Below are 21,646 nucleotides of genomic sequence, written 5' to 3' on the forward strand. Positions count from 1 at the left end.
AGCCCGCTCCCTCAAAACCTGGGAGCGGGCTTGCCCCGCGATGCTTTTAGATGTCCCAGACCAAATTGATGGCGAAGTTGCGTCCAGGCATGGTCAGGCGGTCGAGGTTGGCTGGGTTGACCGCCCCGGCTTCGCCGACACCGTCGTAGCCGCGTACGTCGTCCCACTGCCAGTATTTTTTGTCGGTCAGGTTGTACAGGCCGGCGTTGAGGGTGACGTCATCGCTGACCTTGTAGAAACCGGCAAGGTCAAGAACGCCATAGCCTGGGGTCTTGAACTGGCCGCTGGTGCCATCCGGGGCCTTGAAGGCGTTGTCGTCGACGCGGTCCTTGTGCTTGACCAGGGTCCAGCTCAGCAATGCACCGTATTGGTCCTGCTCGTAGCCCAGCCCCAATACGCCAGTCAGCGGGTTGACGCTGTTGAGTGGTTGGCCGTTGTCATCGTTGCGGCCATAGGCATAAGCCACCGAGCCCTGAGTATAGAGGCCTTGTGGGGCACCGAAGTGATCAAGGTTCAGACGACCCTTGAACTCCACACCCTTGATGGTGGCGTGCTTGATGTTGTTGGTCTGGAACACGCTGGACAGCGAGCCGGGGGCGATGGCGTCTTCGTCGATGAAATCGCGGTACTTGTTATAGAACACGGCGACATCGAAGTTGCCGGCGTCGAAGTTACCCCGTAGGCCGGTTTCATAGCTTTTGCTTTTCTCCGGCTCAAGGTCCGGGTTTGGCTCGACAACGTAACCGGTGGACAGGTTTTCGAAGCGACCGTACAGCGCCTTGGCGGTCGGCGTGCGGAACCCTTCGGCGTACTGGCCGTACCAGGTGTAGTTGTCGTTGAAGGCATAGGTCACACCGAGCTTGGGCGACAGGCGGTGCCAGGTTTTCTCGTCGTCGTTGGTGCCATAGCGGTTGGTTGGATTCACCGTGCGCAGGAACTCTTCGGTCAGGTGTGGCTTGAGCTGGGTGTAGTCGTAGCGCACACCAGGCAGGAAGGTCCACTGGTTCCAGCGGATTTCATCCTGGGCGAACAGGCTGTAGGTGTTGATGGTTGGATCGGGGAAATCGCTGGATTTGAGCAGGCGATCACTGGGGCTGTCGGCGCCCACGGCAGTACAGCCACGACCGACGGCCAGGCACGTACCCTGACCACTGCGCGAGCCGGTGACCTTTTGCTGCTTGAGGGTGGTGCCGTAAGTCAGCAGGTGCTCGGTTTCACCGATGCTGAAGGCCTTGTCCAACTGGGCGTCGAAGACCCACTGGCGATCCTTGTAGGTGGTGTCACGGGTACGCAGCACTTCACGGGTGAAGGGGGCGTAGATCTCTTCGGTGCTCTGGTCGGTCTTGCCGATCTGGTAGTTCAGGCTCCACTTGATGTGATCGGCAACCAGGCTGTTCACGGTGAAGTCATGGGCGATGCCGAAGCGTTCGCGGGTGACGGTCTCATTGCCGGTGCGCGAGCGGTACATGCCCAGTGGTTGGCCGAGATTGAATGGGCCGCCGATCGCGCTTTTCTGATTGCTATCGCGGTCGTCCTTGTAGTTCTCGTAGGTCAGTGCAAAGCGTGCATCGTCGGCGTAGTCCCAGCCCAGTTTGGCCAGTACGTTGGTCGTGCGCACGTCTTGTGGGTTGGCGCCGGTGCGGTCCAGGCCGATGCCATTGTTACTGCCGTAATAGGATTCGGTTTCGTGACCGTTGCGCTGGCTCAGGTGCAGCAAACCATCGAACTCGCCTTGGCGGCCGGCTACTGTGCCGGAGGTCAGCCAGCTTTCATCGGCCGAACTGTAGCCGGTCTTCAGACGGGCACCGGCATCTTTGCCCGGTTTGATGATGTCGTCAGGGTCGAGGGTGAAGTAGCTCACGGCACCGCCGATAGCGTTGCTGCCGTACAGCACAGAAGCTGGACCGCGGAGGATTTCCACGCGTTTGACGACTTCCGGGTCGACGTAGTTGCGTTGGGTCTGGGCGTAAGGGCCGTTGAAGAAACCATCTGGAACGGCGACACCGTCGATCTGGGTGAGGATCCGTTCACCATCGATACCGCGAATGTTGTAGCCGTTCAGGCCGCTGCGCTGGCCGGTACCACTCACCGATACGCCAGGCTCGTAGCGCACCAGCTCCTTGATGTTGTTGACGTTCTGGCGGTCGAGCTGCTCACGGGTCTGCACACTGACCGTGCTCGGCACCTGGCTGATGTCCTGGGCGCTCCGGGTAGCACTGACGGTGATCTGCTGCAGGGCGATGGCGCTGGAACTGGAGCTGCTGCGTTCCAGCACCACGTTGCCAGCGCTGAGCGTGCGGTACTTCAGGCCGGTGCCGGCGAGCAGGCGCTGCAATGCGGCTTGCGCTTTCAGCGAGCCCTGCACGCCTGGCGAGGCGACGCCTTCTGCCAGCTCGGCCGACAACCCGACCTGCCAGCCGGTCACTGCGGTGAAGGCATTGAGCGCCGATACCAGTGGCTGCTGGCCGATTGCAAAGCGGTAGTCACCCATGCGCGGGGCGCTGACCTGGGCTGGCTCGGCGGCCAGCGCCGGCAGGCTGCAGGCACCGCTGGCGAGCAGGGCCAGGGTCAACAGGGAGAGCGTGCAACGCTGCAGGCCGGGGGTAGGTGAAGTGTCTGAAGACCGACGAGTGAAACCAGTGGGCATCGAAAGCGCTCCCTGTCGCGCGAACTGTTATAGGTACTGGCTGATTCAAAAATAAGAATCAGTTGCATTGGCTATAACGAGACGTATCGTCTCAGGGAATCGCGTAAAAAAACTTTCCAGTCAGTTAAGAATGACCACGGCAGGGAACTCGTGCAGCTGTGCCGAGGTAATGTGCGCCAGGGCGCGCAAGGTCTCAAGGGGTTGGTCGAGGCGATAGTTGCCGGTGACGGCGACCTGCTCCAGGCGCTCGTTACGGGAGATAATCAGGCCCGGATAGTAGCGGCGCAGTTCGGCCAGCACCTGGTTCAGCGGGCAGTTCTCGAAGATCAGGCGACCCTGGGTCCAGGCCAGGTCTTTTTGTGTATCGACGCGCTCGCGTTGGCTGAAGCCGTTGGGCCCGAGCCGAATGCTGTCGCCACTGGACAGGCGAATGCGCTGGTCGCTGCTGGCCTGCAGGTCGACATCGCCACGTTGCACGCGCACCAGGGCTTCACCGTCGAGGTAACGCACGGCAAAGTCGCTGTCGCGAACACTGGCGCGCAGCGGGCCTGCCTGCAATTCCAGTGGCTGGTTACGGCCAGCGGGAACCTCGAAGAACGCCTCGCCCTGGTAGAGACGGGCAACGCGTTGACGGGTATCGATGTCGCTGGAGAACGCCGAATTGGTGTTGAGCAGGACCTTGGAGCCGTCCTCCAGTTGCAGGCGCTGGCGCTCGCCGACCACGGTCAGGTGATCGGCCTGCAGGCGCACCGGCAAGTTGCCGACGGTGAACACCCCGATCAGCAGTACCGCGGCAGCGGCCAGGGGTTTCCAGTGCGGGCGCAAGCGCGCCAGGCGCGAAGGGCGATAGGACTGGGCAACCTGGTTGGCGACCTGGCGCAAGGTGTCCCCTTGCCAGAGCGCTTCAGCTTCGACATAGGCCTGGGCATTGGCCGGATCGGCTTCCAGCCAGGCTTCGAAGGTGCGAGTGTCTTCAGCGCTGGCGCATTGCAGGCGGATCAGCCAGTCCAGCGCCTGGTCCATGGCACTGTCGCAGGCAGCCGGGTCTGGCGGCGAAGGGCGATCAGGGGCGCTATCGGTCACGGCAAATCCTGGGTGGTCTTGTAGTTCTATTAATGATCAAGCGTAACGGCGTATGTGGCAAGCCAGGGTCAATCGCGGTCCAGGCGATTGGCAACGCCGACACAGATGGCCATGATCAGTTTCAGTTCCTTCTGAACCGTGCTGGCCGAGACGTTGAGCTGCTCGGCGATTTCCAGGTAGCTGGCGCCATGCAGGCGGCTGAGGATGAAAATCCGTTGCTGCCTCGGGGTCAGTTGCCCCAGGCTGACGCTCAGGCGCTTGAGCAGTTGCTCGGCATGGGCAGCGTCTTCGGCACTGCTGCTGGGCGCGGCGACGTTGTGCAGGACCTGCTCGGGCACATCGTCAACCAGGTTGCGTGATTGCACCCGACGCGCGCGCAGGTGGTCGAGGGCCAGGTTGCGGGCGGTCTGGAAAACGAAAGGCTCAAGGTGTTCGATCGGACGCTCACCCAGCGCCCGGGTGACGCGCAGGTAGGTCTCTTGCAGCAGGTCTTCGGCGGTGCTGGGATTGTCGACCATGCGCTGCAGGGTACGCAGCAGGCTGACCCGCTGGGCGATGAATACAGCGTTGAACTGGGACTGACTCACAGCGATACCCGACCAATGCGAAGCGAATGATAATGCTTATCATCAGCGCATTGGTCAAGTGCGGGTTCACTGGTGCTCCCCCGAGCCCTATTGCGCGTTACACAACGCCAGGCAGTTATCCAGCATGCGGTTGGAAAACCCCCACTCATTGTCATACCAGGCCAGCACTTTAAGCATCCGGCCGCTGATGCGGGTATGGTTGGCATCGAAGATCGACGACAGCGGGTTGTGGTTGAAGTCGCAGGACACCAGCGGCAGGCTGTTGTAACCGAGCACCTTGGAGTGACGGCTGGCGTCCTTGAACAGGTGGTTGACCTCTTCGACGCTGGTGTCGCGCTTGAGGTTGACGGTCAGGTCGACCAACGACACGTTGATCACCGGCACCCGCACCGCCATGCCAGTGAGTTTGCCCGCCAGCTCCGGCAGCACCAGGCCTACGGCTTCGGCCGCACCGGTCTTGCTCGGGATCATCGACTGGGTGGCCGAGCGGGAGCGGAACGGGTCGCTGTGGTGGATGTCGGTCAGGCTCTGGTCATTGGTGTAGGCGTGGATGGTGGTCATCAAGCCCTGCTCGATGCCCAGCTCACGGTGCAGCACCTGGGCCAGTGGTGCCAGGCAGTTGGTTGTGCACGAAGCGCTGGAGATAATCTGGTGCGAGGGGCGCAGAATGTCGTGGTTGACCCCGTAAACAATGGTCGCGTCGGCGCCCTTGGCCGGTGCCGAGATAATCACTTTGCGCGCCCCGGCAGTAAGATGGGCGGCAGCCTTGGCCCGCTCGGTGAAGTGGCCGGTGCATTCGAACACCACATCGATGGCTTCGGCTTTCCACGGCAGCTCGGCCGGGTTGCGAATGGCACTGACGGCGATGCGGTCGCCATTGACCGTCAGGCTTTCGTGATCGGACTCGACACTGGCAGCAAAGATGCCGTGGACGCTGTCGTACTTGAGCAGATGAGCATTGATTGCGCTGTCGCCCAGGTCGTTGATTGCGACGACCTGCAGGTCCTGACGGTAGCCTTGGGTATAGAGTGCGCGAAGGACGTTGCGGCCAATGCGGCCAAAGCCATTGATTGCGATACGAAGGGTCATAGAGCTACCTCTGGTAGACCGGGTGAAGCCCGTGGCAAACGAGGAACTGCTTCACTGAATCTTATTTTGTTGTTGGAATTACAAGATTATTCGTAAAAAAATAGAAAACAAGCCTTTTTGCTGGCAGTATTTTATTCGATCTACAACGAGCGACCGGCCAAGCCGTTCCTCCCGCAACAGCAGCCCCTGCCTTTGAGCCTAGGTGGCGATTGTTGATAAGGGAAATTGCCGCAGAGGTCGCAACCACCGATAGCCTGGAGTCCAGTACATGCATCCGCGCATTCTTGAGGTCACCCAACGGTTGATCGACCGCAGCCGTGCCACCCGTGAACGCTACTTGCAGTTGATTCGCGGGGCCGCCAGTGATGGGCCGATGCGGGCCAAGCTGCAATGCGCCAACTTCGCCCACGGTGTGGCCGGATGTGGCACCCAGGACAAGAACAGCCTGCGTATGATGAACGCGGCTAACGTCGCCATCGTTTCCGCCTACAACGATATGCTCTCGGCTCACCAGCCCTACGAGCACTACCCCGAACAGATCAAGCAGGCCTTGCGCGAAATCGGTTCGGTTGGCCAGTTCGCTGGCGGTGTGCCGGCCATGTGCGATGGCGTCACCCAGGGCGAGCCGGGCATGGAACTGGGTATCGCCAGCCGCGAAGTAATTGCCATGTCCACGGCCATTGCCCTGTCGCACAACATGTTCGATGCAGCGCTGATGCTGGGTATCTGCGACAAGATCGTTCCTGGCCTGTTGATGGGGGCGCTGCGCTTCGGTCACTTGCCGACGATTTTCGTCCCTGGCGGGCCGATGCCTTCGGGCATTTCCAACAAGGAAAAGGCCGACGTGCGCCAGCGCTATGCCGAGGGCAAGGCCAGCCGCGAAGAGCTGCTGGAATCGGAAATGAAGTCCTACCACAGCCCCGGTACCTGTACGTTCTACGGTACCGCCAACACCAACCAGTTGTTGATGGAAGTGATGGGGCTGCACCTGCCGGGTGCGTCATTCGTCAATCCCTATACGCCGCTGCGCGATGCACTCACTATCGAGGCGGCACAACAGGTCACGCGCATGACCAAGGCCAGCGGCGACTTCATGCCACTGGGCGAGATTGTCGACGAGAAATCCCTGGTCAACTCCATCGTTGCCCTGCACGCCACGGGTGGTTCGACCAACCACACCCTGCACATGCCAGCGATTGCCCAGGCGGCCGGCATCCAGCTGACCTGGCAGGACATGGCCGAGCTGTCCGAGGTGGTGCCGACGCTGTCCCACGTCTACCCGAACGGCAAGGCCGACATCAACCATTTCCAGGCGGCCGGTGGCATGGCCTTGCTGATTCGTGAGCTGCTCGATGCCGGGTTGCTGCATGAGGACGTCAACACGGTGGCCGGCCACGGCTTGCGTCGTTACACCCAGGAGCCGTTCCTGCAGGATGGCAAACTGGTGTGGCGCGAAGGGCCGCAAGCGAGCCTGGACGAAGCGATCCTGCGTCCGGTAGCGCGGCCGTTCTCCCCCGAAGGAGGGCTGCGCGTGATGGAAGGCAACCTCGGCCGCGGCGTCATGAAGGTATCTGCTGTCGCCCCTGAGCATCAGGTGGTAGAAGCCCCGGCACGGGTATTCCATGATCAACAGGCGCTGGCCGATGCCTTCCAGGCCGGCGAGCTGGAGCGTGATTTCGTCGCCGTAATGCGCTTCCAGGGTCCGCGTTGCAACGGCATGCCGGAGCTGCACAAAATGACCCCTTTCCTTGGCGTGTTGCAGGACCGTGGTTTTAAGGTGGCATTGGTTACTGACGGGCGTATGTCCGGTGCCTCGGGGAAAATTCCGGCGGCCATTCATGTCTGTCCGGAGGCCTTTGACGGTGGTCCGCTGGCGCGCGTGCGCGATGGCGATATCGTCCGGGTCGATGGTGTTGCCGGCACCCTGACGGTGAAGCTTGATGCCGCTGAATTTGCCGATCGGGAACTACCGCCAGCGCCCACCGGCAATGACCTGGGCTGCGGGCGTGAACTGTTTGGCTTCCTGCGCATGGCCCTGAGCCCGGCAGAGCAGGGCGCCAGTGCCTTCACCTCGGCCCTGGAAACACTCAAATGAAGCGCGCCCTGGTCGGTGATATCGGCGGCACCAACGCCCGCTTTGCCCTCTGGGAGCACAACCGCATGCACTCGGTGCAGGTGTTTGCCACCGCCGATTACACCAGCCCTGAGCAGGCCATCGGTGCTTACCTGCTGGAACAAGGGCTGGTCAAGGGCGACCTCGGCGCGGTCTGCCTGGCCGTGGCCGGGCCGGTCGGTGGCGATGAGTTTCGCTTCACTAACAATCACTGGCGGCTCAGTCGTCAGGCCTTCTGCAAGACCCTGCAGATCGAGCAGCTGTTGCTGATCAATGACTTTACCGCCATGGCCCTGGGTATGACCCGGCTGCAGGCTGACGAGTGCCGTACGGTCTGTGCAGGCAAGGCTGAAGCGGGGCGTCCGGCCGTGGTGATCGGCCCCGGGACCGGATTGGGTGTGGGGACCTTGCTCGGCCTGGATGACGGTCGCTGGATAGCGTTGCCGGGCGAAGGCGGACACGTCGACTTACCGGTGGGCAATGCCCGCGAAGCGCAGATCCGCCAACAGATCGCCAGCGAGACTGGTCATGTCAGTGCTGAAACCGTGCTCAGTGGTGGTGGCTTGTTGCGTTTATACCAGGCTATCTGCGTTCTGGACGGGCACTGCGCAACCCTGCAGAGTCCGGCGGCGATCACCGATGCTGCCCTGGCCGGCGAGCCCGTGGCGATGGCGGTGATCGAGCAGTTCTGCCGCTTCCTTGGCCGGGTGGCCGGCAACAATGTGCTGACCCTCGGTGGGCGAGGTGGCGTATACGTTGTCGGCGGTATCATTCCGCGTTTCGCCGAGCTGTTTTTGTGCAGTGGCTTTGCCGACAGCTTTGCCCAGAAGGGCTGCATGAGCGGCTACTTCAAGAATGTTCCGGTGTGGCTGGTGACCGCCGAATTCTCTGGCTTGCTGGGGGCCGGAGTGGCCTTGCAGCAAGCCGGTTGAATGCGGGCTCTGTGGGAGTAGTACCGTGAGCAAGTCGATACTGCTGGTCGACGATGACCAGGAAATCCGCGAACTGCTGCAAACCTACCTGAGCCGCGCCGGTTTCAGCGTGCAGGCGGTGGCCGACGGCCAAGGCTTTCGCCAGGCCCTGGACGACAGCGACTGCGACCTGGTGATCCTCGACGTGATGCTGCCCGACGAAGACGGTTTCAGCCTCTGTCGCTGGGTGCGCCAGCATCCGCGTCTGGCCCAGGTGCCGATCATCATGCTGACGGCAAGCTCCGATGAGGCCGACCGGGTCATCGGCCTGGAGCTGGGCGCCGATGATTACCTGGGTAAGCCCTTCAGTCCGCGCGAGTTGCAGGCGCGGATCAAGGCCCTGCTGCGCCGCGCCGGCTTCGGCCAGGAACGCCATGGCGGCGATGTGCTGGTCTTTGATGAGTGGCGGCTGGATACGGTCAGCCACCGCTTGTTTCACCGTGATGGCGAGGAGGTGATTCTGTCCGGTGCCGACTTTGCCTTGCTCAAGTTGTTTCTCGACCATCCTCAACAGATTCTCGACCGCGACACCATCGGCAACGCCACCCGTGGACGTGAACCGATGCCCCTGGACCGCATCGTTGATATGGCGGTCAGCCGCCTGCGTCAACGCCTGCGCGACACGCAAAAACCGCCGCGGCTGATCCGTACCGTGCGTGGCAGTGGTTACCTGTTGGCGGCCAGCGTTGCGCCCGCGCACTGAGGGGGGCAGGCGTTTGCCGCTGCCGCGCTCGTTGTTGGCGCGCATGCTGCTGTTGACCCTGTTGGTCGTGTTACTGGCCCAGGGCCTGTCGAGCCTGATCTGGCTGTCGCAGCTGCGCGCCAGCCAGCTCGAAGGGCTGGTGGCCAGCGCCCGCAGTCTGGCTCATTCGATGAGTGCCAGTGTCAGTTATTTTCGATCGCTGCCAGTGGCTTACCGGCCTATGGTGCTGGACCAGTTACGCAACATGGGCGGCACCCGCTTCGTGGTCTCGCTCAACGACAAGCCGCTGGACATGCAGGCGCTGCCGACGACACCGCGTAAGCATGCGGTGATCAGTGCTGTGGACGAAGTGCTGCGCCAGCGCCTGGGCACGCAGATGGATATTTCCCTCGAGTTCGTAAGCCCGCAGGAGCTGCGGATCTTCAACAGCGGCCTGAAGCTCGATGAGCTGCCGCGCTCCTGGGCGCATTACGCGCTGACCCTGGAACCGGTCAATCCACCGGTACTGGTCACCCAGATCCGCCTCGGCGAAGGCGAATGGTTGTACATCGCTTCGCTGATGCCTGAGCCCTACACCAGCCTCGAAGACGAAGGTCTGCCGCGTCAGCAGATTTGGTTCATCGGCCTGACCAGCTGCTTCCTGCTGTTGTTCATCGGCTTGCTGGTGCATTGGCAGAGCCGTCCGCTCAAGCGTCTGGCGCGGGCTGCGCGGGAAATGTCGCTGGGCGCTGATGTGAAACCGGTCGTGGAGGGTGGCGGCAGTGAGGTGGTCGAAGTCGGGCGGGCCTTCAATGCCATGCGTGAGCGCATCAGTCGCTACCTGACCGAACGTAGCCAGCTGTTCAGTGCCATTTCCCATGACTTGCGCACCCCGATTACCCGTCTGCGCCTGCGCGTCGAGTTGCTTGAGGACGAACAGCAACAGATGAAGTTCAGTCGTGATCTGGACGAGCTGGAGATGCTGGTCAAGGGCGCGCTGCAGTGTGTGAAAGACACTGATATCCACGAGAATATCGAACTCATTGATCTCAATCAGGCCCTCGACTGCCTGATCGAGCCGTATCTGGCCAGTGCTCGCGTTACGCTGCAGGGCAGGGCGCTGGCACCCTATCCAGGCAAGCCGCTGGCGCTGCGCCGGTGTATGGGCAACCTGATCGATAATGCCTTGAAGTACGGTGAGCGCGCGCACTTGCGAGTGCTCGACAGTGAGTCAGAGTTCGTCCTGCAGGTCGACGATGAGGGTCCGGGTGTGCCCGAGCAGCGTTTGGAACAGGTCTTCGAACCGCACTTTCGTCTGGCCGGACAGCAGCAGGGCTACGGTCTGGGCCTGGGTATCGCGCGCAACATTGCCCATAGTCATGGCGGCGAAGTGAGCTTGCGCAACCTGCAGGGTGGCGGTTTGCGGGTGACCTTGAGCCTGCCCCGCAGCCGCGACTGACACGCTGGACAGGCGAATGTCACCAGTTGGTGACATTCGCGCATCCCTTCGTTACCTCCGCCACTCAAGCGCCTGGTTAGACTCTGATGCAAGCGCAAGCACCACGACTTGCACCTGCATAACAACAAGAAAAGGTTCCGCCCCATGAATGCGATCAATCGCCTCGCCGTTGTTATTTCTCTCGCCTCCTTGTTGCCCCTGAGCGCCATTGCCGCTGATACCGGTACTGTCGAAGTCCTGCACTGGTGGACCTCCGGTGGCGAAGCCAAGGCCGTTGAAACACTCAAGGCACAGGTGCAGAAAGACGGTTTTATCTGGAAGGACAACGCCGTGGCCGGCGGTGGCGGTGCGGCGGCCATGACCGTGCTCAAGACCCGTGCCATTTCCGGTAACCCGCCAGCCGCTGCGCAGATCAAGGGACCGGACATTCAGGAGTGGGGGGCGCTCGGTTTGCTTACCGAGCTCGACGATGTGTCCAAGGCCAACAACTGGGACACCCTGCTGCCGAAGAAAGTCGCCCAGATCATGAAGTACGACGGCCATTACGTGGCGGTGCCAGTGAACATCCACCGGGTCAACTGGTTGTGGATCAACCCGCAGGTGTTCGACAAGGCCGGGGCTAAAGTACCGAGCACCCTCGATGAGCTCTTCGTCGCTGCCGACAAGCTCAAGGCTGCCGGTTTCATCCCCCTGGCCCATGGCGGCCAGCCGTGGCAGGACAGCACCGTGTTCGAAGACCTGGCCCTGAGCATCCTTGGGCCCAAGAGCTATCACGCGGCTTTCGTCGATCTCGATGAAAAGACCCTGACCGGCGAGCAGATGGTCGAGGTGTTCAAGGCCCTGCAACGCCTGGGCACCTACATGGACCCCAACCGTGCCGGGCGTGACTGGAACATTGCCGCCGCCGAGGTAATCAGCGGCAAGGCCGGCATGCAGATCATGGGCGACTGGGCCAAGAGCGAATGGAGTGCAGCTGGCAAGGTTGCTGGCAAGGACTATCAGTGTGTGGCTTTCCCCGGCACCCAGGGTAGTTTTGCCTACAACATCGACTCGCTGGCGATGTTCAAGCTCAAGAACGAGAACGACATCAAGGCCCAGAACGACCTTGCCAAGGTTGCCCTGGAGCCGCAGTTCCAGACCGTGTTCAACCAGAACAAAGGCTCGCTGCCGGTGCGCCAGGACATGGACATGAGCCAGTTCGACGCCTGCACGCAGAAGTCGGCGGTGGACTTCAAGGACGCCGAACAAGGCGACGGTCTACAACCGAGCATGGCCCACAACATGGCGACGTCCCTGGCAGTGCAGGGGGCGATCTTCGATGTGGTGAGCAACTTCCTCAATGACCCGAAAGCGGATCCCGCGACGGCGGTCAAACAGCTGAATTCGGCGATCAAGTCGGCCAAGTGATGCTGTAGGCGCGGGCCCTTTCGCCGGCAAGGCCGGCTCCTACAGGGGCGCTGCCGGTAGGAGCCGGCCTTGCCGGCGATGCGGTGCGCAGCACCGCCTTCCAATCGAGATCAATCTGATGAGCACTGTTGCCACACTCAACAAGGCCTCGCCCTTCGACGCCTTGCAACGCTGGCTACCTAAACTGGTACTGGCGCCAAGTATGCTGATCGTCCTGGTGGGCTTTTACGGCTACATCCTCTGGACCTTCATCCTGTCCTTCACCAACTCCAGCTTCATGCCCAGCTACAAGTGGGTAGGCCTGGCGCAGTACGCGCGGCTGATGGAGAACGACCGCTGGTGGGTAGCAAGCAAGAACCTGCTGGTGTTCGGTGGCCTGTTCATCGCCATCAGCCTGGTGATCGGCGTGCTGCTGGCGGTACTGCTCGACCAGCGCATCCGCCGCGAAGGTTTTATCCGCACGGTCTACCTGTACCCCATGGCGCTGTCGATGATCGTCACTGGCACGGCCTGGAAATGGCTGCTCAATCCGGGCCTGGGCCTGGACAAGATGCTCCGTGACTGGGGCTGGGAAGGCTTTCGCCTGGACTGGCTGGTGGACCCGGAACGGGTCGTCTACTGCCTGGTGATCGCGGCGGTGTGGCAAGCCTCGGGCTTTGTCATGGCGCTGTTCCTGGCGGGCCTTCGTAGCGTCGATCAGTCGATCATTCGCGCCGCCCAAGTGGATGGTGCCAGCCTGCCGAGCATTTATCTGCGCATCGTGCTGCCCAGCCTGCGCCCGGTGTTTTTCAGTGCGTTGATGATCCTTGCCCACATTGCCATCAAGAGCTTCGACCTGGTCGCCGCCATGACTGCAGGCGGGCCGGGCTACGCCTCGGACTTGCCAGCGATGTTCATGTATTCCTTCACCTTCAGCCGCGGGCAGATGGGCATGGGCTCGGCCAGCGCAATCCTGATGCTCGGCGCGATCCTGTCGATCCTGGTGCCTTACCTGTATTCGGAACTGAGGAACAAGCGCCATGACTAACTCCCTGGCTCCGCGCACGTTCAACTTCAGCCGGGTCGCCATCTACGCAACCTTGCTGCTGGCCTGCGCGCTGTACCTGATCCCATTGATCGTGATGTTGCTGACCAGCTTCAAGTCGCCGGATGACATCCGTACTGGCAACCTGCTGAGCTGGCCGGAGGTGATTACCGGCATCGGCTGGATAAAGGCCTGGGACATCGTCGGAGGCTACTTCTGGAACTCGGTGAAGATCACCGTTCCAGCGGTGGTGATCTCGACCCTGCTGGGTGCCTTGAATGGCTATGTCCTGTCGATGTGGCGCTTTCGCGGTTCGCAGTTGTTCTTCGGCCTGTTGCTGTTCGGCTGCTTCCTGCCGTTCCAGACGGTGCTGCTGCCAGCCTCCTTCACCCTCGGCAAGCTGGGCCTGGCCAGCACTACCACGGGCCTGGTGCTGGTGCACATTGTCTACGGCCTGGCGTTCACCACGCTGTTTTTCCGCAATTATTACTGCAGCGTGCCGGATGCGCTGGTGCGCGCGGCGCGGCTGGATGGGGCAGGGTTCTTCACCATTTTCGGGCGCATCCTGCTGCCGATGTCGGTGCCGATCATCATGGTCTGCCTGATCTGGCAGTTCACCCAGATCTGGAACGACTTTCTCTTCGGTGTGGTGTTTGCCAGTGGCGACGCGCAGCCGATCACCGTGGCCCTGAACAACCTGGTCAACACCAGCACCGGGGTCAAGGAATACAACGTCGACATGGCGGCGGCGATGATCGCCGGGTTACCGACCCTGTTGGTCTATGTGCTGGCTGGCAAGTATTTCCTGCGCGGGCTTACCGCCGGCGCGGTCAAGGGGTAAACAACATGGCAACGCTTGAACTGCGCAACGTCAACAAGACCTACGGCAGCGGTCTGCCGGATACCTTGAAGCATATCGACCTGTCGATCGACGCCGGGGAGTTCCTGATTCTCGTGGGCCCTTCCGGCTGCGGCAAGTCGACCTTGATGAACTGCATTGCCGGTCTTGAACAGATCACTGGCGGGGCGATCCTGGTGGACGATGCCGACATCAGTGGCATGAGCCCCAAGGACCGTGACATTGCCATGGTCTTTCAGTCCTATGCGCTGTACCCGACCATGAACGTACGCGACAACATCGCCTTCGGCCTGAAGATGCGCAAGATGCCGGCGGCGGCTATCGATGAAGAAGTGGCGCGGGTGGCCAAGCTGCTGCAGATCGAGCACCTGCTGACGCGCAAGCCCGGTCAGCTCTCCGGTGGTCAGCAGCAGCGCGTGGCCATGGGCCGGGCGTTGGCGCGGCGGCCGAAGATCTACCTGTTCGACGAGCCACTGTCCAACCTCGACGCCAAGCTGCGGGTGGAGATGCGCACCGAGATCAAGCTGATGCACCAGCGCCTGAAGACCACCACGGTGTATGTCACTCACGATCAGATCGAAGCCATGACCCTGGGCGACAAGGTGGCGGTGATGAAGGACGGCCTGATCCAGCAGTTCGGCACGCCGCAGCAGATCTACAACGATCCGGCCAATCTGTTTGTCGCCAGCTTCATTGGTTCGCCGCCGATGAACTTCATTCCACTGCGCTTGCAACGCAAGGATGGGCGTTTGCAGGCTCTGCTCGACAGTGGCCAGGCCCGCTGCGAACTGCCCTTGGGAATCAGTGATGCCGGGCTTGAGGAACGTGAAGTGATCCTCGGCATTCGTCCCGAACAGATCACTCTGGCACCTGCCCAGGCCAGCGGCCTGCCGAGTATTCGCGCCGAGGTGCAGATCACCGAACCCACCGGTCCCGACCTGTTGGTGTTCGTCACCCTCAACCAGACCAAGGTTTGCTGCCGTCTGGCGCCGGATGTGGCGACCCGGGTCGGCGACACCCTGAACCTGCAGTTCGATCCGGCCCGGGTGCTGTTGTTCGATGCCGCCAGTGGCGAGCGCCTGGGTGTGAGTGTTTCCCCGCAGCAGTCTGGCAAAGACAATGTGGCGCAATTCAAGGGTCGTTGAGTTCGTTGTAAGTCGTATAAGCCCATCAAGAACAATAAAACGAGGAAACACGGGATGGATCACTTCAAACGCATCAAGCCGCTGGTTCCGCTGACCCTGCTGGCCTTCGGGGTCAGTTGCGGGGCGCAGGCGGCCGGCGCCTTTGCCCCAGAGTCAAAGTGGATGAGCGGCGATTGGGGCGGTGCTCGTACTGAACTGCTGGAGAAGGGTTACGACTTCACCCTGGACTACGTCGGTGAGGTGGCTGGCAACCTTAACGGCGGTTACAACGACGACAAGACTGCACGCTACAGCGACCAATTCGCCTTGGGGGCGCACCTGGACCTGGAGAAGATCCTCGGCTGGCACGACACCGAGTTCAAGCTGGCGATCACCGAGCGCAGCGGGCGCAATCTCTCCAACGACCGCATCAGCGATCCGCGTGCCGGTCAGTTCAGTTCGGTGCAGGAAGTCTGGGGCCGCGGCCAGACCTGGCGGCTGACCCAGATGTGGATCAAGCAGCAGTACTTCGATGGCGCCCTGGACGTGAAGTTCGGCCGCTTCGGCGAAGGCGAGGACTTCAACAGCTTCCCGTGCGACTTCCAGAACCTGGCGTTCTGCGGCTCCCAGGTGGGCAACTGGGTGGGCGGTATCTGGTACAACTGGCCGGTCAGCCAGTGGGCGTTGCGGGTCAAATACAACATCACCCCGGAACTCTTCGCCCAGGTCGGAGTATATGAACAGAACCCCTCCAACCTTGAGACCGGTAATGGCTTCAAACTCAGCGGCAGTGGCACCAAGGGCATGATCCTGCCGGTGGAGCTGGTCTGGTCGCCCAAGGCCAGCGAGCTGCCGGGTGAGTACCGTTTGGGTTATTACTACAGTACCGCCAAGGCGGACGATGTCTTTGATGACGTCAATGGCCAACCCCAGGCCATTACCGGCAATGACTTCAAGTCGCACTCCAGCAAACATGGCTGGTGGGTGGTGGCTCAGCAGCAGGTAACTGCACACAACGGCGATGCCAGCCGTGGCTTGAGCCTGTTTGCCAACTTCACCGTACATGACAAGGCCACCAACGTGGTCGACAACTACCAGCAGGTCGGCATGGTCTACAAAGGCGCCTTCGATGCCCGGCCCAAGGACGATATCGGTTTAGGTGTGGCGCGGATTCACGTCAACGATGATGTGAAGGATCGGGCCGAACTGCTCAATCAACAGAGCGGTATCAATGATTACGACAACCCCAACTTTGTGCCGATCCAGAAGACCGAGTACAACGCCGAGCTGTATTACGGCTTCCACGTTACCAACTGGCTGACTGTGCGGCCCAACCTGCAGTACATCAAGCGTCCGGGCGGGGTGGATGAGGTGGATAACGCGCTGGTCGCCGGGTTGAAGATTCAGTCGTCGTTCTGAGGTGATTTGTTGTAAATTTACGAGCTCATCGCGGGGCAAGCCCGCTCCCACAGTGATCACCTGTGGGAGCGGGCTTGCCCCGCGATGAGACCCTAACTAACAACAAGAGTCCCACGCTATGCCCGAGCACCCGCTACAACGCTTCTTCACTTCGCAGAGGCCGCGACCGACCTTCGAGTGGGAGCGTTATCAGCAGCGCGATGTGCTGATCATCGATCATCCCCAATGCCAGGCAGTGTTCAGTCGCCAAGGTGCGCAGCTGTTGCACTTCCAGCCCAAGGGTGACCGGCCCTGGTTGTGGTGCGCCACGCAGTGGCCGCAGGTCGGCGCCATTCGTGGCGGTGTGCCAGTGTGCTGGCCCTGGTACGGTCGCCATCCCAGCGAAGATATGTGGCCGGCCCATGGTTGGGCACGTTTGCTCGACTGGAAACTGATCGATAGCAGTGAGGGCGAAGAGGGCGTGACCCTCAAATGGCGTCTGCAACTGTGCGAATGGCAGGTCGATCTGCTGGCCAGGCTGGGCAAGCGCATGGAACTGCAGCTCAGCACCGAACATCAGGACAGCCAACCTTGTCAGTTGAGTCATGCTCTGCTGGCTTACTGGCGTATTAGTGACGTTTCTGAGATAGCGCTATCTGGGCTAGAAAACATTGAAGGTTACGACCGCTTGAACCGTCAGGCCTGCCGCCAGAAGGGCGCCTTGAAGGTGCATGGCGGCTGTCAGCGGGTATTCCCCAATGCGGCGACCGTGCAACTGCACGATTCGGCCTGGCAACGACAGCTGAGTATCGATACCGGTGACAGCGAGGACACCATCGTCTGGCACCCGGGCAGTCGGCCGTTGATGGGGGTCAGCAGCAGTGAAACCCTGGGCTTCGTCTGCGTCGAGGCGGCCAGTGGCAGCAGTGACAGCCTGAGCCTGGCGCCGGGTGAACAGGCACACCTGCGTTTGCAGGCGCAGTTGCTCAGTTGAGTTCGTCGTCGATCGGGTAGCGGCTGGCGTTGAGGCTTTCCTTGATCTTGCGCAGGTGTGGCTGGAAGTCCACACCACGGCGCAAGGTCATGCCGGTGGCCAATACATCTAGCACCGTCAGTTGGATGATCCGCGAGGTCATCGGCATATAAATATCAGTGTCTTCTGGCAGCGGTATGTTCAGGCTCAGGCTGCTGGCCTTGGCCAGGGGCGAATCGGCGGCGGTCAGGCCGAGTACCGAGGCGCCGTTTTCCCGGGCCAGGCGCGCGACTTCGACCAGTTCGCGGGTACGGCCGGTGTAGGAGATGATGACGAACAGTTCGCCAGTGTGGGCCACCGAGGCCAGCATGCGCTGCATCAGTACATCGGCATGGGCCGAGACGGCCAGGTTGAAACGGAAGAACTTGTGCTGGGCGTCCAACGCTACCGGCGCTGAGGCACCGAGGCCGAAGAAATGGATCTGCCGGGCCTGGATCAGCATGTCGACGGCGCGGCTGATCAGCTGCGGATCGAGTTGCTGACAGGCACTGTCCAACGAGGCGATGGCACTGCCGAAGATCTTCTGGGTGTAGGAGGCCGGATCATCGTCGGCTTCAACCGCCCGGCTGACGTAAGCAGCGCCGCTGGCCAGGCTCTGGGCCAGCTGCAGCTTGAGTTCGGGGTAGCCACTGACGCCGAACGAACGGCAGAAACGGTTCACCGTCGGTTCGCTGACCTTGGCCGCCTGGGCTAGGGCGGCAATGCTGAAACGGGTGGCTTGCTGGGGGTTGAGCAGGATGACTTCGGCGACTTTGCGCTCAGCCTTGTTCAGTTCTTCGAGGCGGCCCTGGATCTGCTCCAGGAGGTTTCGCACGCGGTCCATGGGTATGTGTCCTTGGGTCGATGAGGCAGCCGGCTGGCGACAGCAGTGGGCTTTTGACGCGGTGGCCTATCGTACTGATGGCATGGATGGCACACCACTTGAATCTTGTACCGGATAAAATGTTGTGGTTTTTACTACATTATTCCTTGAAAACTCCGGTTGAAACCGGTATTTCTACGTCAACTTGATAAAAGAACCAACATCATGGCATCGATCAGCGTTGAACCTTGCACCTTTGCCCTGTTTGGCGCCCTTGGCGACCTGGCCTTGCGCAAGCTGTTTCCGGCGCTCTACCAGCTCGACCGCGCCGAATTGCTGCACGCCGATACTCGTGTGCTGGCCCTGGCCCGCGAGCCGGGCAGCGTCGACGAGCACCTGGCGTCTATTGAGGCGCACCTGCAGGAGTTCGTCCCGGCCGGGCAGATCGAAGCATTGGTGTTGCAGCGTTTTCTCGCGCGCTTGCACTATGTGCATGTGGACTTCCTCAAGGTCGAGGACTACCAGGCGCTGGCTGAGCAGGTTGGCGACAACAGCCAGCTGATTGCTTACTTCGCCACGCCTGCAGCGGTCTATGGTGGCATTTGCGAGAGTCTCGACAAGGTTGGCCTCAGTGCGCGTACCCGGGTGGTGCTGGAAAAGCCCATCGGCCATGACCTGGACTCTTCGCGTCGGGTCAATGATGCAGTGGCACAGTACTTCCCGGAAAACCGCGTCTATCGCATCGACCATTACCTGGGCAAGGAAACCGTACAGAACCTCATTGCCCTACGCTTTGCCAACAGCCTGTTCGAAACCCAGTGGAACCAGAACTCGATCTCCCACGTGGAAATCACCGTGGCCGAGAAGGTCGGGATCGAGGGGCGCTGGGGCTATTTCGACAAAGCCGGGCAGCTGCGGGACATGATCCAGAATCACCTGTTGCAGTTGCTCTGCCTGATTGCCATGGACCCGCCCAGCGACCTCTCCGCTGACAGCATCCGCGACGAGAAGGTCAAGGTACTCAAGGCCCTGGCACCGATCACCGGCGAAAGCCTGAGCACCTGCGTGGTGCGCGGCCAGTACATCGCCGGCTACAACGAAGGCAAGTCGGTGCCCGGTTACCTGGAAGAAGACAACGCCAACGCCCAGAGCGACACCGAAACCTTTGTTGCCCTGCGCGCCGATATTCGCAACTGGCGCTGGGCCGGCGTGCCGTTCTACCTGCGTACCGGCAAGCGGATGCCACAGAAGCTGTCGCAGATCGTTATCCATTTCAAGGAAACCCCGCACTACATCTTCGCCCCGGAACAACGCTTGCAGATCGGTAACAAACTGATCATCCGCCTGCAGCCGGACGAAGGCATCTCGTTGCGAGTGATGACCAAGGAGCAGGGCCTGGACAAAGGCATGCAGCTGCGCAGTGGACCGTTACAGCTGAATTTTTCCGATACCTGGAGTAGCGCGCGGATTCCCGACGCTTATGAACGTCTGCTGCTGGAAGTGATGCGCGGCAATCAGAACCTGTTTGTGCGCAAGGACGAAATCGAATACGCGTGGAAGTGGTGCGATCAGCTGATTGCTGGCTGGAAGAGCGGCGGCGACGCGCCCAAGCCTTATGCCGCTGGTTCCTGGGGGCCGATGAGCTCGATTGCATTGATTACCCGTGATGGGAGGTCTTGGTATGGCGATATCTGAACTTGAACTGCCGGCTAACGTGACGGCGCATGACTTCAACGGCGCCGCGCAGTTGGCCGAAGGCTTGGCCAAGGATGTAGCAGGGCGCCTGAGCGCTGCGATAGCGGCAAACGGTCAGGCCACGTTGGTGGTGTCCGGTGGGCGCAGCCCGGTGGCGTTTTTTCAGGCACTCATCCTGCAGCCGCTGGACTGGTCGAAGGTGCTGGTCACCCTGGCCGATGAGCGCTGGGTGCCGGTCGAGCATGCCGACAGCAATGCTGGTCTGCTCAAGCGCCATCTGTTGACCGGCAATGCGGCCAAGGCGCGTTTCCTCGGCCTGTATCGTGCTGCTGTCAACCTTGAAGCTGCTGCGCTGGAAGCTGATCAGGCCCTGGCTGAACTGTCGGGCATCGACGTGCTGGTGCTAGGCATGGGCGATGACGGGCATACCGCCTCGCTGTTTCCTGACAGCCCGAACCTGTCCGAAGGCCTAGACCCGCAGAGCGCGCGGCGCTGCTTGCCGATGCTGGCGCCGACGGTGCCGCATCAGCGCCTGAGCATGACCCGCGCCTTGCTGGCCAGGGCCGCTTTCACCGCCTTGTCCGTGCAAGGTCCAGACAAGCTCGCTACCCTGCGCGCCGCGCTGGAGGGTACGGACGTCGCGCAAATGCCGATTCGCGCCTTTTTACAAGACCCCCTGGATATTTACTGGTGCCCATGAGCCAAGGATCCGCCGTTATGACCACGCATGAACTGAAGCAGCCGGGAGTTTCCATGGCCGACAAGATTGCCCGGATCGATCAGATCTGCACCCAGGCGCGCATTCTGCCGGTGATTACCATTGCCCGCGAAGAAGATATCCTGCCGTTGGCCGACGCCCTCGCCGCGGGTGGTATCAAGACCCTGGAAGTGACCCTGCGCTCGGAGCATGGCTTGAAGGCCATCCAGCTGCTGCGTGAGCAACGGCCTGAACTGTGTGTTGGTGCAGGCACCGTGCTGGACCGCAAGATGCTCGCTGCCGTAGAAGCCGCTGGCGCGCAGTTTGTGGTCACCCCAGGCGTCACCCAAGACATTCTCGAGGCGGGTGTACACAGTAGCTTGCCGTTGCTGCCGGGGATCAGCACGCCGTCGGAGCTGATGATGGGCTACGCCCTCGGCTATCGCCGCTTCAAGCTGTTTCCTGCGGAAATCAGCGGCGGTGTGGCGGCGATCAAGGCCTACGCCGGTCCGTTCGGTGAAGTACGCTTCTGCCCGACGGGTGGGGTGAACCCAGGTAATGTGAAGAGCTACATGGCCCTGCCCAATGTCATGTGCGTGGGCGGTACCTGGATGCTCGACAGTGGCTGGATCAAGCATCGCGAATGGTCACGGATTACCGATTGCAGCGCCGAGGCATTGGCGCTGCTGGATTGAACTGAATCGTTGTGTGCTACACGGCTTATGGGGCGCTTGGTCGGCGCCCTTTTTTTTGGCTCTTCACGGAATCCCGGGGAGTATGATCTTGGGACTGGGCTGGGTTTCGGATGGGAGCTTATCCATTCGGTGTGGCGCCGCTGCTGGCCCCTTCCGCCTTTACGGCGGGTCCCTTTTGTCTTGGCAAAAGGAACCAAAACCGCTCGCTCCTGCATACGGCCCTACGCTGCGCTTCGGGTCCCCTCGCTACGGCGTCTTCCAGGGGCATCGCGGCCTACGAC

Annotated in this window: 18 protein-coding genes; 13 read left to right on the forward strand and 5 right to left on the reverse strand. The window is 61.3% G+C overall.

From position 1 onward, the window contains the following. Positions 1-46: 46 nt before the first annotated feature. The 4 genes from ACRESH_RS22480 to gap all read right to left on the reverse strand — a co-directional run bounded on the left by ACRESH_RS22480 (position 47) and on the right by gap (position 5,406). Complete coding sequence (locus tag ACRESH_RS22480; protein ID WP_431744043.1) at positions 47-2,647, reverse strand: TonB-dependent receptor; 2,601 nt, start codon at positions 2,645-2,647, stop codon at positions 47-49. Positions 2,648-2,767: 120 nt separating this feature from the next. Then, positions 2,768-3,730, reverse strand: a complete 963-nt coding sequence (locus ACRESH_RS22485; protein WP_431744044.1) for a FecR family protein — start codon at positions 3,728-3,730, stop codon at positions 2,768-2,770. A 68-nt stretch (positions 3,731-3,798) separates the two neighbouring features. After that, positions 3,799-4,317, reverse strand: a complete 519-nt coding sequence (locus ACRESH_RS22490; protein ID WP_431744045.1) for an RNA polymerase sigma factor — start codon at positions 4,315-4,317, stop codon at positions 3,799-3,801. Positions 4,318-4,404: 87 nt separating this feature from the next. Further along, positions 4,405-5,406 (reverse strand): type I glyceraldehyde-3-phosphate dehydrogenase, encoded by a 1,002-nt coding sequence (gap, locus tag ACRESH_RS22495; RefSeq protein WP_431744046.1) that lies wholly within the window; start codon positions 5,404-5,406, stop codon positions 4,405-4,407. 268 nt (positions 5,407-5,674) lie between these two features. On the opposite strand from gap, the gene edd reads away from it, so the two are divergent. The 10 genes from edd to ACRESH_RS22545 all read left to right on the forward strand — a co-directional run bounded on the left by edd (position 5,675) and on the right by ACRESH_RS22545 (position 17,437). Further along, a complete protein-coding gene (gene edd / locus ACRESH_RS22500) occupies positions 5,675-7,501 on the forward strand; it encodes a phosphogluconate dehydratase (protein WP_431744047.1) in 1,827 nt (608 codons plus the stop codon). Beyond that, positions 7,498-8,451, forward strand: a complete 954-nt coding sequence (locus ACRESH_RS22505) for a glucokinase (protein WP_431744048.1) — start codon at positions 7,498-7,500, stop codon at positions 8,449-8,451. Before edd ends, ACRESH_RS22505 begins: the two co-directional genes overlap by 4 nt. A 25-nt stretch (positions 8,452-8,476) precedes the next feature. Beyond that, entirely contained in the window at positions 8,477-9,193 is a 717-nt protein-coding gene (locus ACRESH_RS22510; protein WP_431744049.1) for a response regulator, read from the forward strand. Positions 9,194-9,236: 43 nt separating this feature from the next. After that, a complete protein-coding gene (locus tag ACRESH_RS22515; RefSeq protein ID WP_431744059.1) occupies positions 9,237-10,631 on the forward strand; it encodes an ATP-binding protein in 1,395 nt (464 codons plus the stop codon). A 144-nt stretch (positions 10,632-10,775) separates the two neighbouring features. After that, complete coding sequence (locus ACRESH_RS22520) at positions 10,776-12,038, forward strand: ABC transporter substrate-binding protein (RefSeq protein WP_431744050.1); 1,263 nt, start codon at positions 10,776-10,778, stop codon at positions 12,036-12,038. 118 nt (positions 12,039-12,156) lie between these two features. Then, positions 12,157-13,065 (forward strand): carbohydrate ABC transporter permease, encoded by a 909-nt coding sequence (locus ACRESH_RS22525; RefSeq protein WP_431744051.1) that lies wholly within the window; start codon positions 12,157-12,159, stop codon positions 13,063-13,065. After that, a complete protein-coding gene (locus ACRESH_RS22530; protein WP_431744052.1) occupies positions 13,058-13,903 on the forward strand; it encodes a carbohydrate ABC transporter permease in 846 nt (281 codons plus the stop codon). Before ACRESH_RS22525 ends, ACRESH_RS22530 begins: the two co-directional genes overlap by 8 nt. A gap of 5 nt (positions 13,904-13,908) precedes the next feature. Further along, complete coding sequence (locus tag ACRESH_RS22535) at positions 13,909-15,066, forward strand: ABC transporter ATP-binding protein (protein WP_431744053.1); 1,158 nt, start codon at positions 13,909-13,911, stop codon at positions 15,064-15,066. 54 nt (positions 15,067-15,120) lie between these two features. Beyond that, positions 15,121-16,464 carry a carbohydrate porin gene (locus ACRESH_RS22540; protein ID WP_431744054.1) on the forward strand — a complete coding sequence of 448 codons (1,344 nt, stop codon included), beginning with the start codon at positions 15,121-15,123 and terminating at the stop codon, positions 16,462-16,464. A 118-nt stretch (positions 16,465-16,582) separates the two neighbouring features. Beyond that, positions 16,583-17,437: a D-hexose-6-phosphate mutarotase gene (locus ACRESH_RS22545; protein ID WP_431744055.1), complete on the forward strand. Its 855-nt coding sequence runs from the start codon at positions 16,583-16,585 to the stop codon at positions 17,435-17,437. On the opposite strand, the gene hexR is transcribed toward ACRESH_RS22545, so the two are convergent. After that, positions 17,430-18,290: a DNA-binding transcriptional regulator HexR gene (gene hexR, locus ACRESH_RS22550; protein WP_174242320.1), complete on the reverse strand. Its 861-nt coding sequence runs from the start codon at positions 18,288-18,290 to the stop codon at positions 17,430-17,432. The two genes, ACRESH_RS22545 and hexR, sit on opposite strands and share 8 nt — an antisense overlap. Positions 18,291-18,503: 213 nt before the next feature. Here hexR and zwf point away from each other — a divergent pair, with 213 nt between their 5' ends. From zwf to ACRESH_RS22565, 3 genes are read left to right on the forward strand one after another with little or no spacing between them, the layout of a single operon-like run. Further along, positions 18,504-19,973, forward strand: coding sequence for a glucose-6-phosphate dehydrogenase (gene zwf / locus ACRESH_RS22555; RefSeq protein WP_431744056.1), 1,470 nt, complete (start codon positions 18,504-18,506; stop codon positions 19,971-19,973). Further along, positions 19,960-20,673 carry a 6-phosphogluconolactonase gene (gene pgl, locus ACRESH_RS22560; protein WP_431744057.1) on the forward strand — a complete coding sequence of 238 codons (714 nt, stop codon included), beginning with the start codon at positions 19,960-19,962 and terminating at the stop codon, positions 20,671-20,673. The genes zwf and pgl overlap by 14 nt, the downstream gene beginning before the upstream one ends. Before the next feature lie 17 nt (positions 20,674-20,690). Next, entirely contained in the window at positions 20,691-21,365 is a 675-nt protein-coding gene (locus ACRESH_RS22565; protein ID WP_431744058.1) for a bifunctional 4-hydroxy-2-oxoglutarate aldolase/2-dehydro-3-deoxy-phosphogluconate aldolase, read from the forward strand. Positions 21,366-21,646: the final 281 nt, after the last annotated feature.

Origin of the sequence: Pseudomonas sp. (assembly GCF_050739775.1) — a bacterium.
In the GTDB taxonomy this organism is placed as follows: Bacteria; Pseudomonadota; Gammaproteobacteria; order Pseudomonadales; family Pseudomonadaceae; genus Aquipseudomonas.

Excerpts from the sequence above, each read along its gene's own strand:
- ACRESH_RS22535 (WP_431744053.1), top strand. The coding sequence starts at position 13,909 with ATGGCAACGCTTGAACTGCGCAACGTCAACAAGACCTACGGCAGCGGT.
- ACRESH_RS22545 (WP_431744055.1), top strand. The coding sequence starts at position 16,583 with ATGCCCGAGCACCCGCTACAACGCTTCTTCACTTCGCAGAGGCCGCGA.
- ACRESH_RS22480 (WP_431744043.1), bottom strand. The coding sequence starts at position 2,647 with ATGCCCACTGGTTTCACTCGTCGGTCTTCAGACACTTCACCTACCCCC.
- gap (WP_431744046.1), bottom strand. The coding sequence starts at position 5,406 with ATGACCCTTCGTATCGCAATCAATGGCTTTGGCCGCATTGGCCGCAAC.
- zwf (WP_431744056.1), top strand. The coding sequence starts at position 18,504 with ATGGCATCGATCAGCGTTGAACCTTGCACCTTTGCCCTGTTTGGCGCC.
- ACRESH_RS22565 (WP_431744058.1), top strand. The coding sequence starts at position 20,691 with ATGACCACGCATGAACTGAAGCAGCCGGGAGTTTCCATGGCCGACAAG.
- pgl (WP_431744057.1), top strand. The coding sequence starts at position 19,960 with ATGGCGATATCTGAACTTGAACTGCCGGCTAACGTGACGGCGCATGAC.
- ACRESH_RS22525 (WP_431744051.1), top strand. The coding sequence starts at position 12,157 with ATGAGCACTGTTGCCACACTCAACAAGGCCTCGCCCTTCGACGCCTTG.
- ACRESH_RS22505 (WP_431744048.1), top strand. The coding sequence starts at position 7,498 with ATGAAGCGCGCCCTGGTCGGTGATATCGGCGGCACCAACGCCCGCTTT.
- edd (WP_431744047.1), top strand. The coding sequence starts at position 5,675 with ATGCATCCGCGCATTCTTGAGGTCACCCAACGGTTGATCGACCGCAGC.
- ACRESH_RS22540 (WP_431744054.1), top strand. The coding sequence starts at position 15,121 with ATGGATCACTTCAAACGCATCAAGCCGCTGGTTCCGCTGACCCTGCTG.
- ACRESH_RS22515 (WP_431744059.1), top strand. The coding sequence starts at position 9,237 with ATGCTGCTGTTGACCCTGTTGGTCGTGTTACTGGCCCAGGGCCTGTCG.
- ACRESH_RS22530 (WP_431744052.1), top strand. The coding sequence starts at position 13,058 with ATGACTAACTCCCTGGCTCCGCGCACGTTCAACTTCAGCCGGGTCGCC.
- ACRESH_RS22520 (WP_431744050.1), top strand. The coding sequence starts at position 10,776 with ATGAATGCGATCAATCGCCTCGCCGTTGTTATTTCTCTCGCCTCCTTG.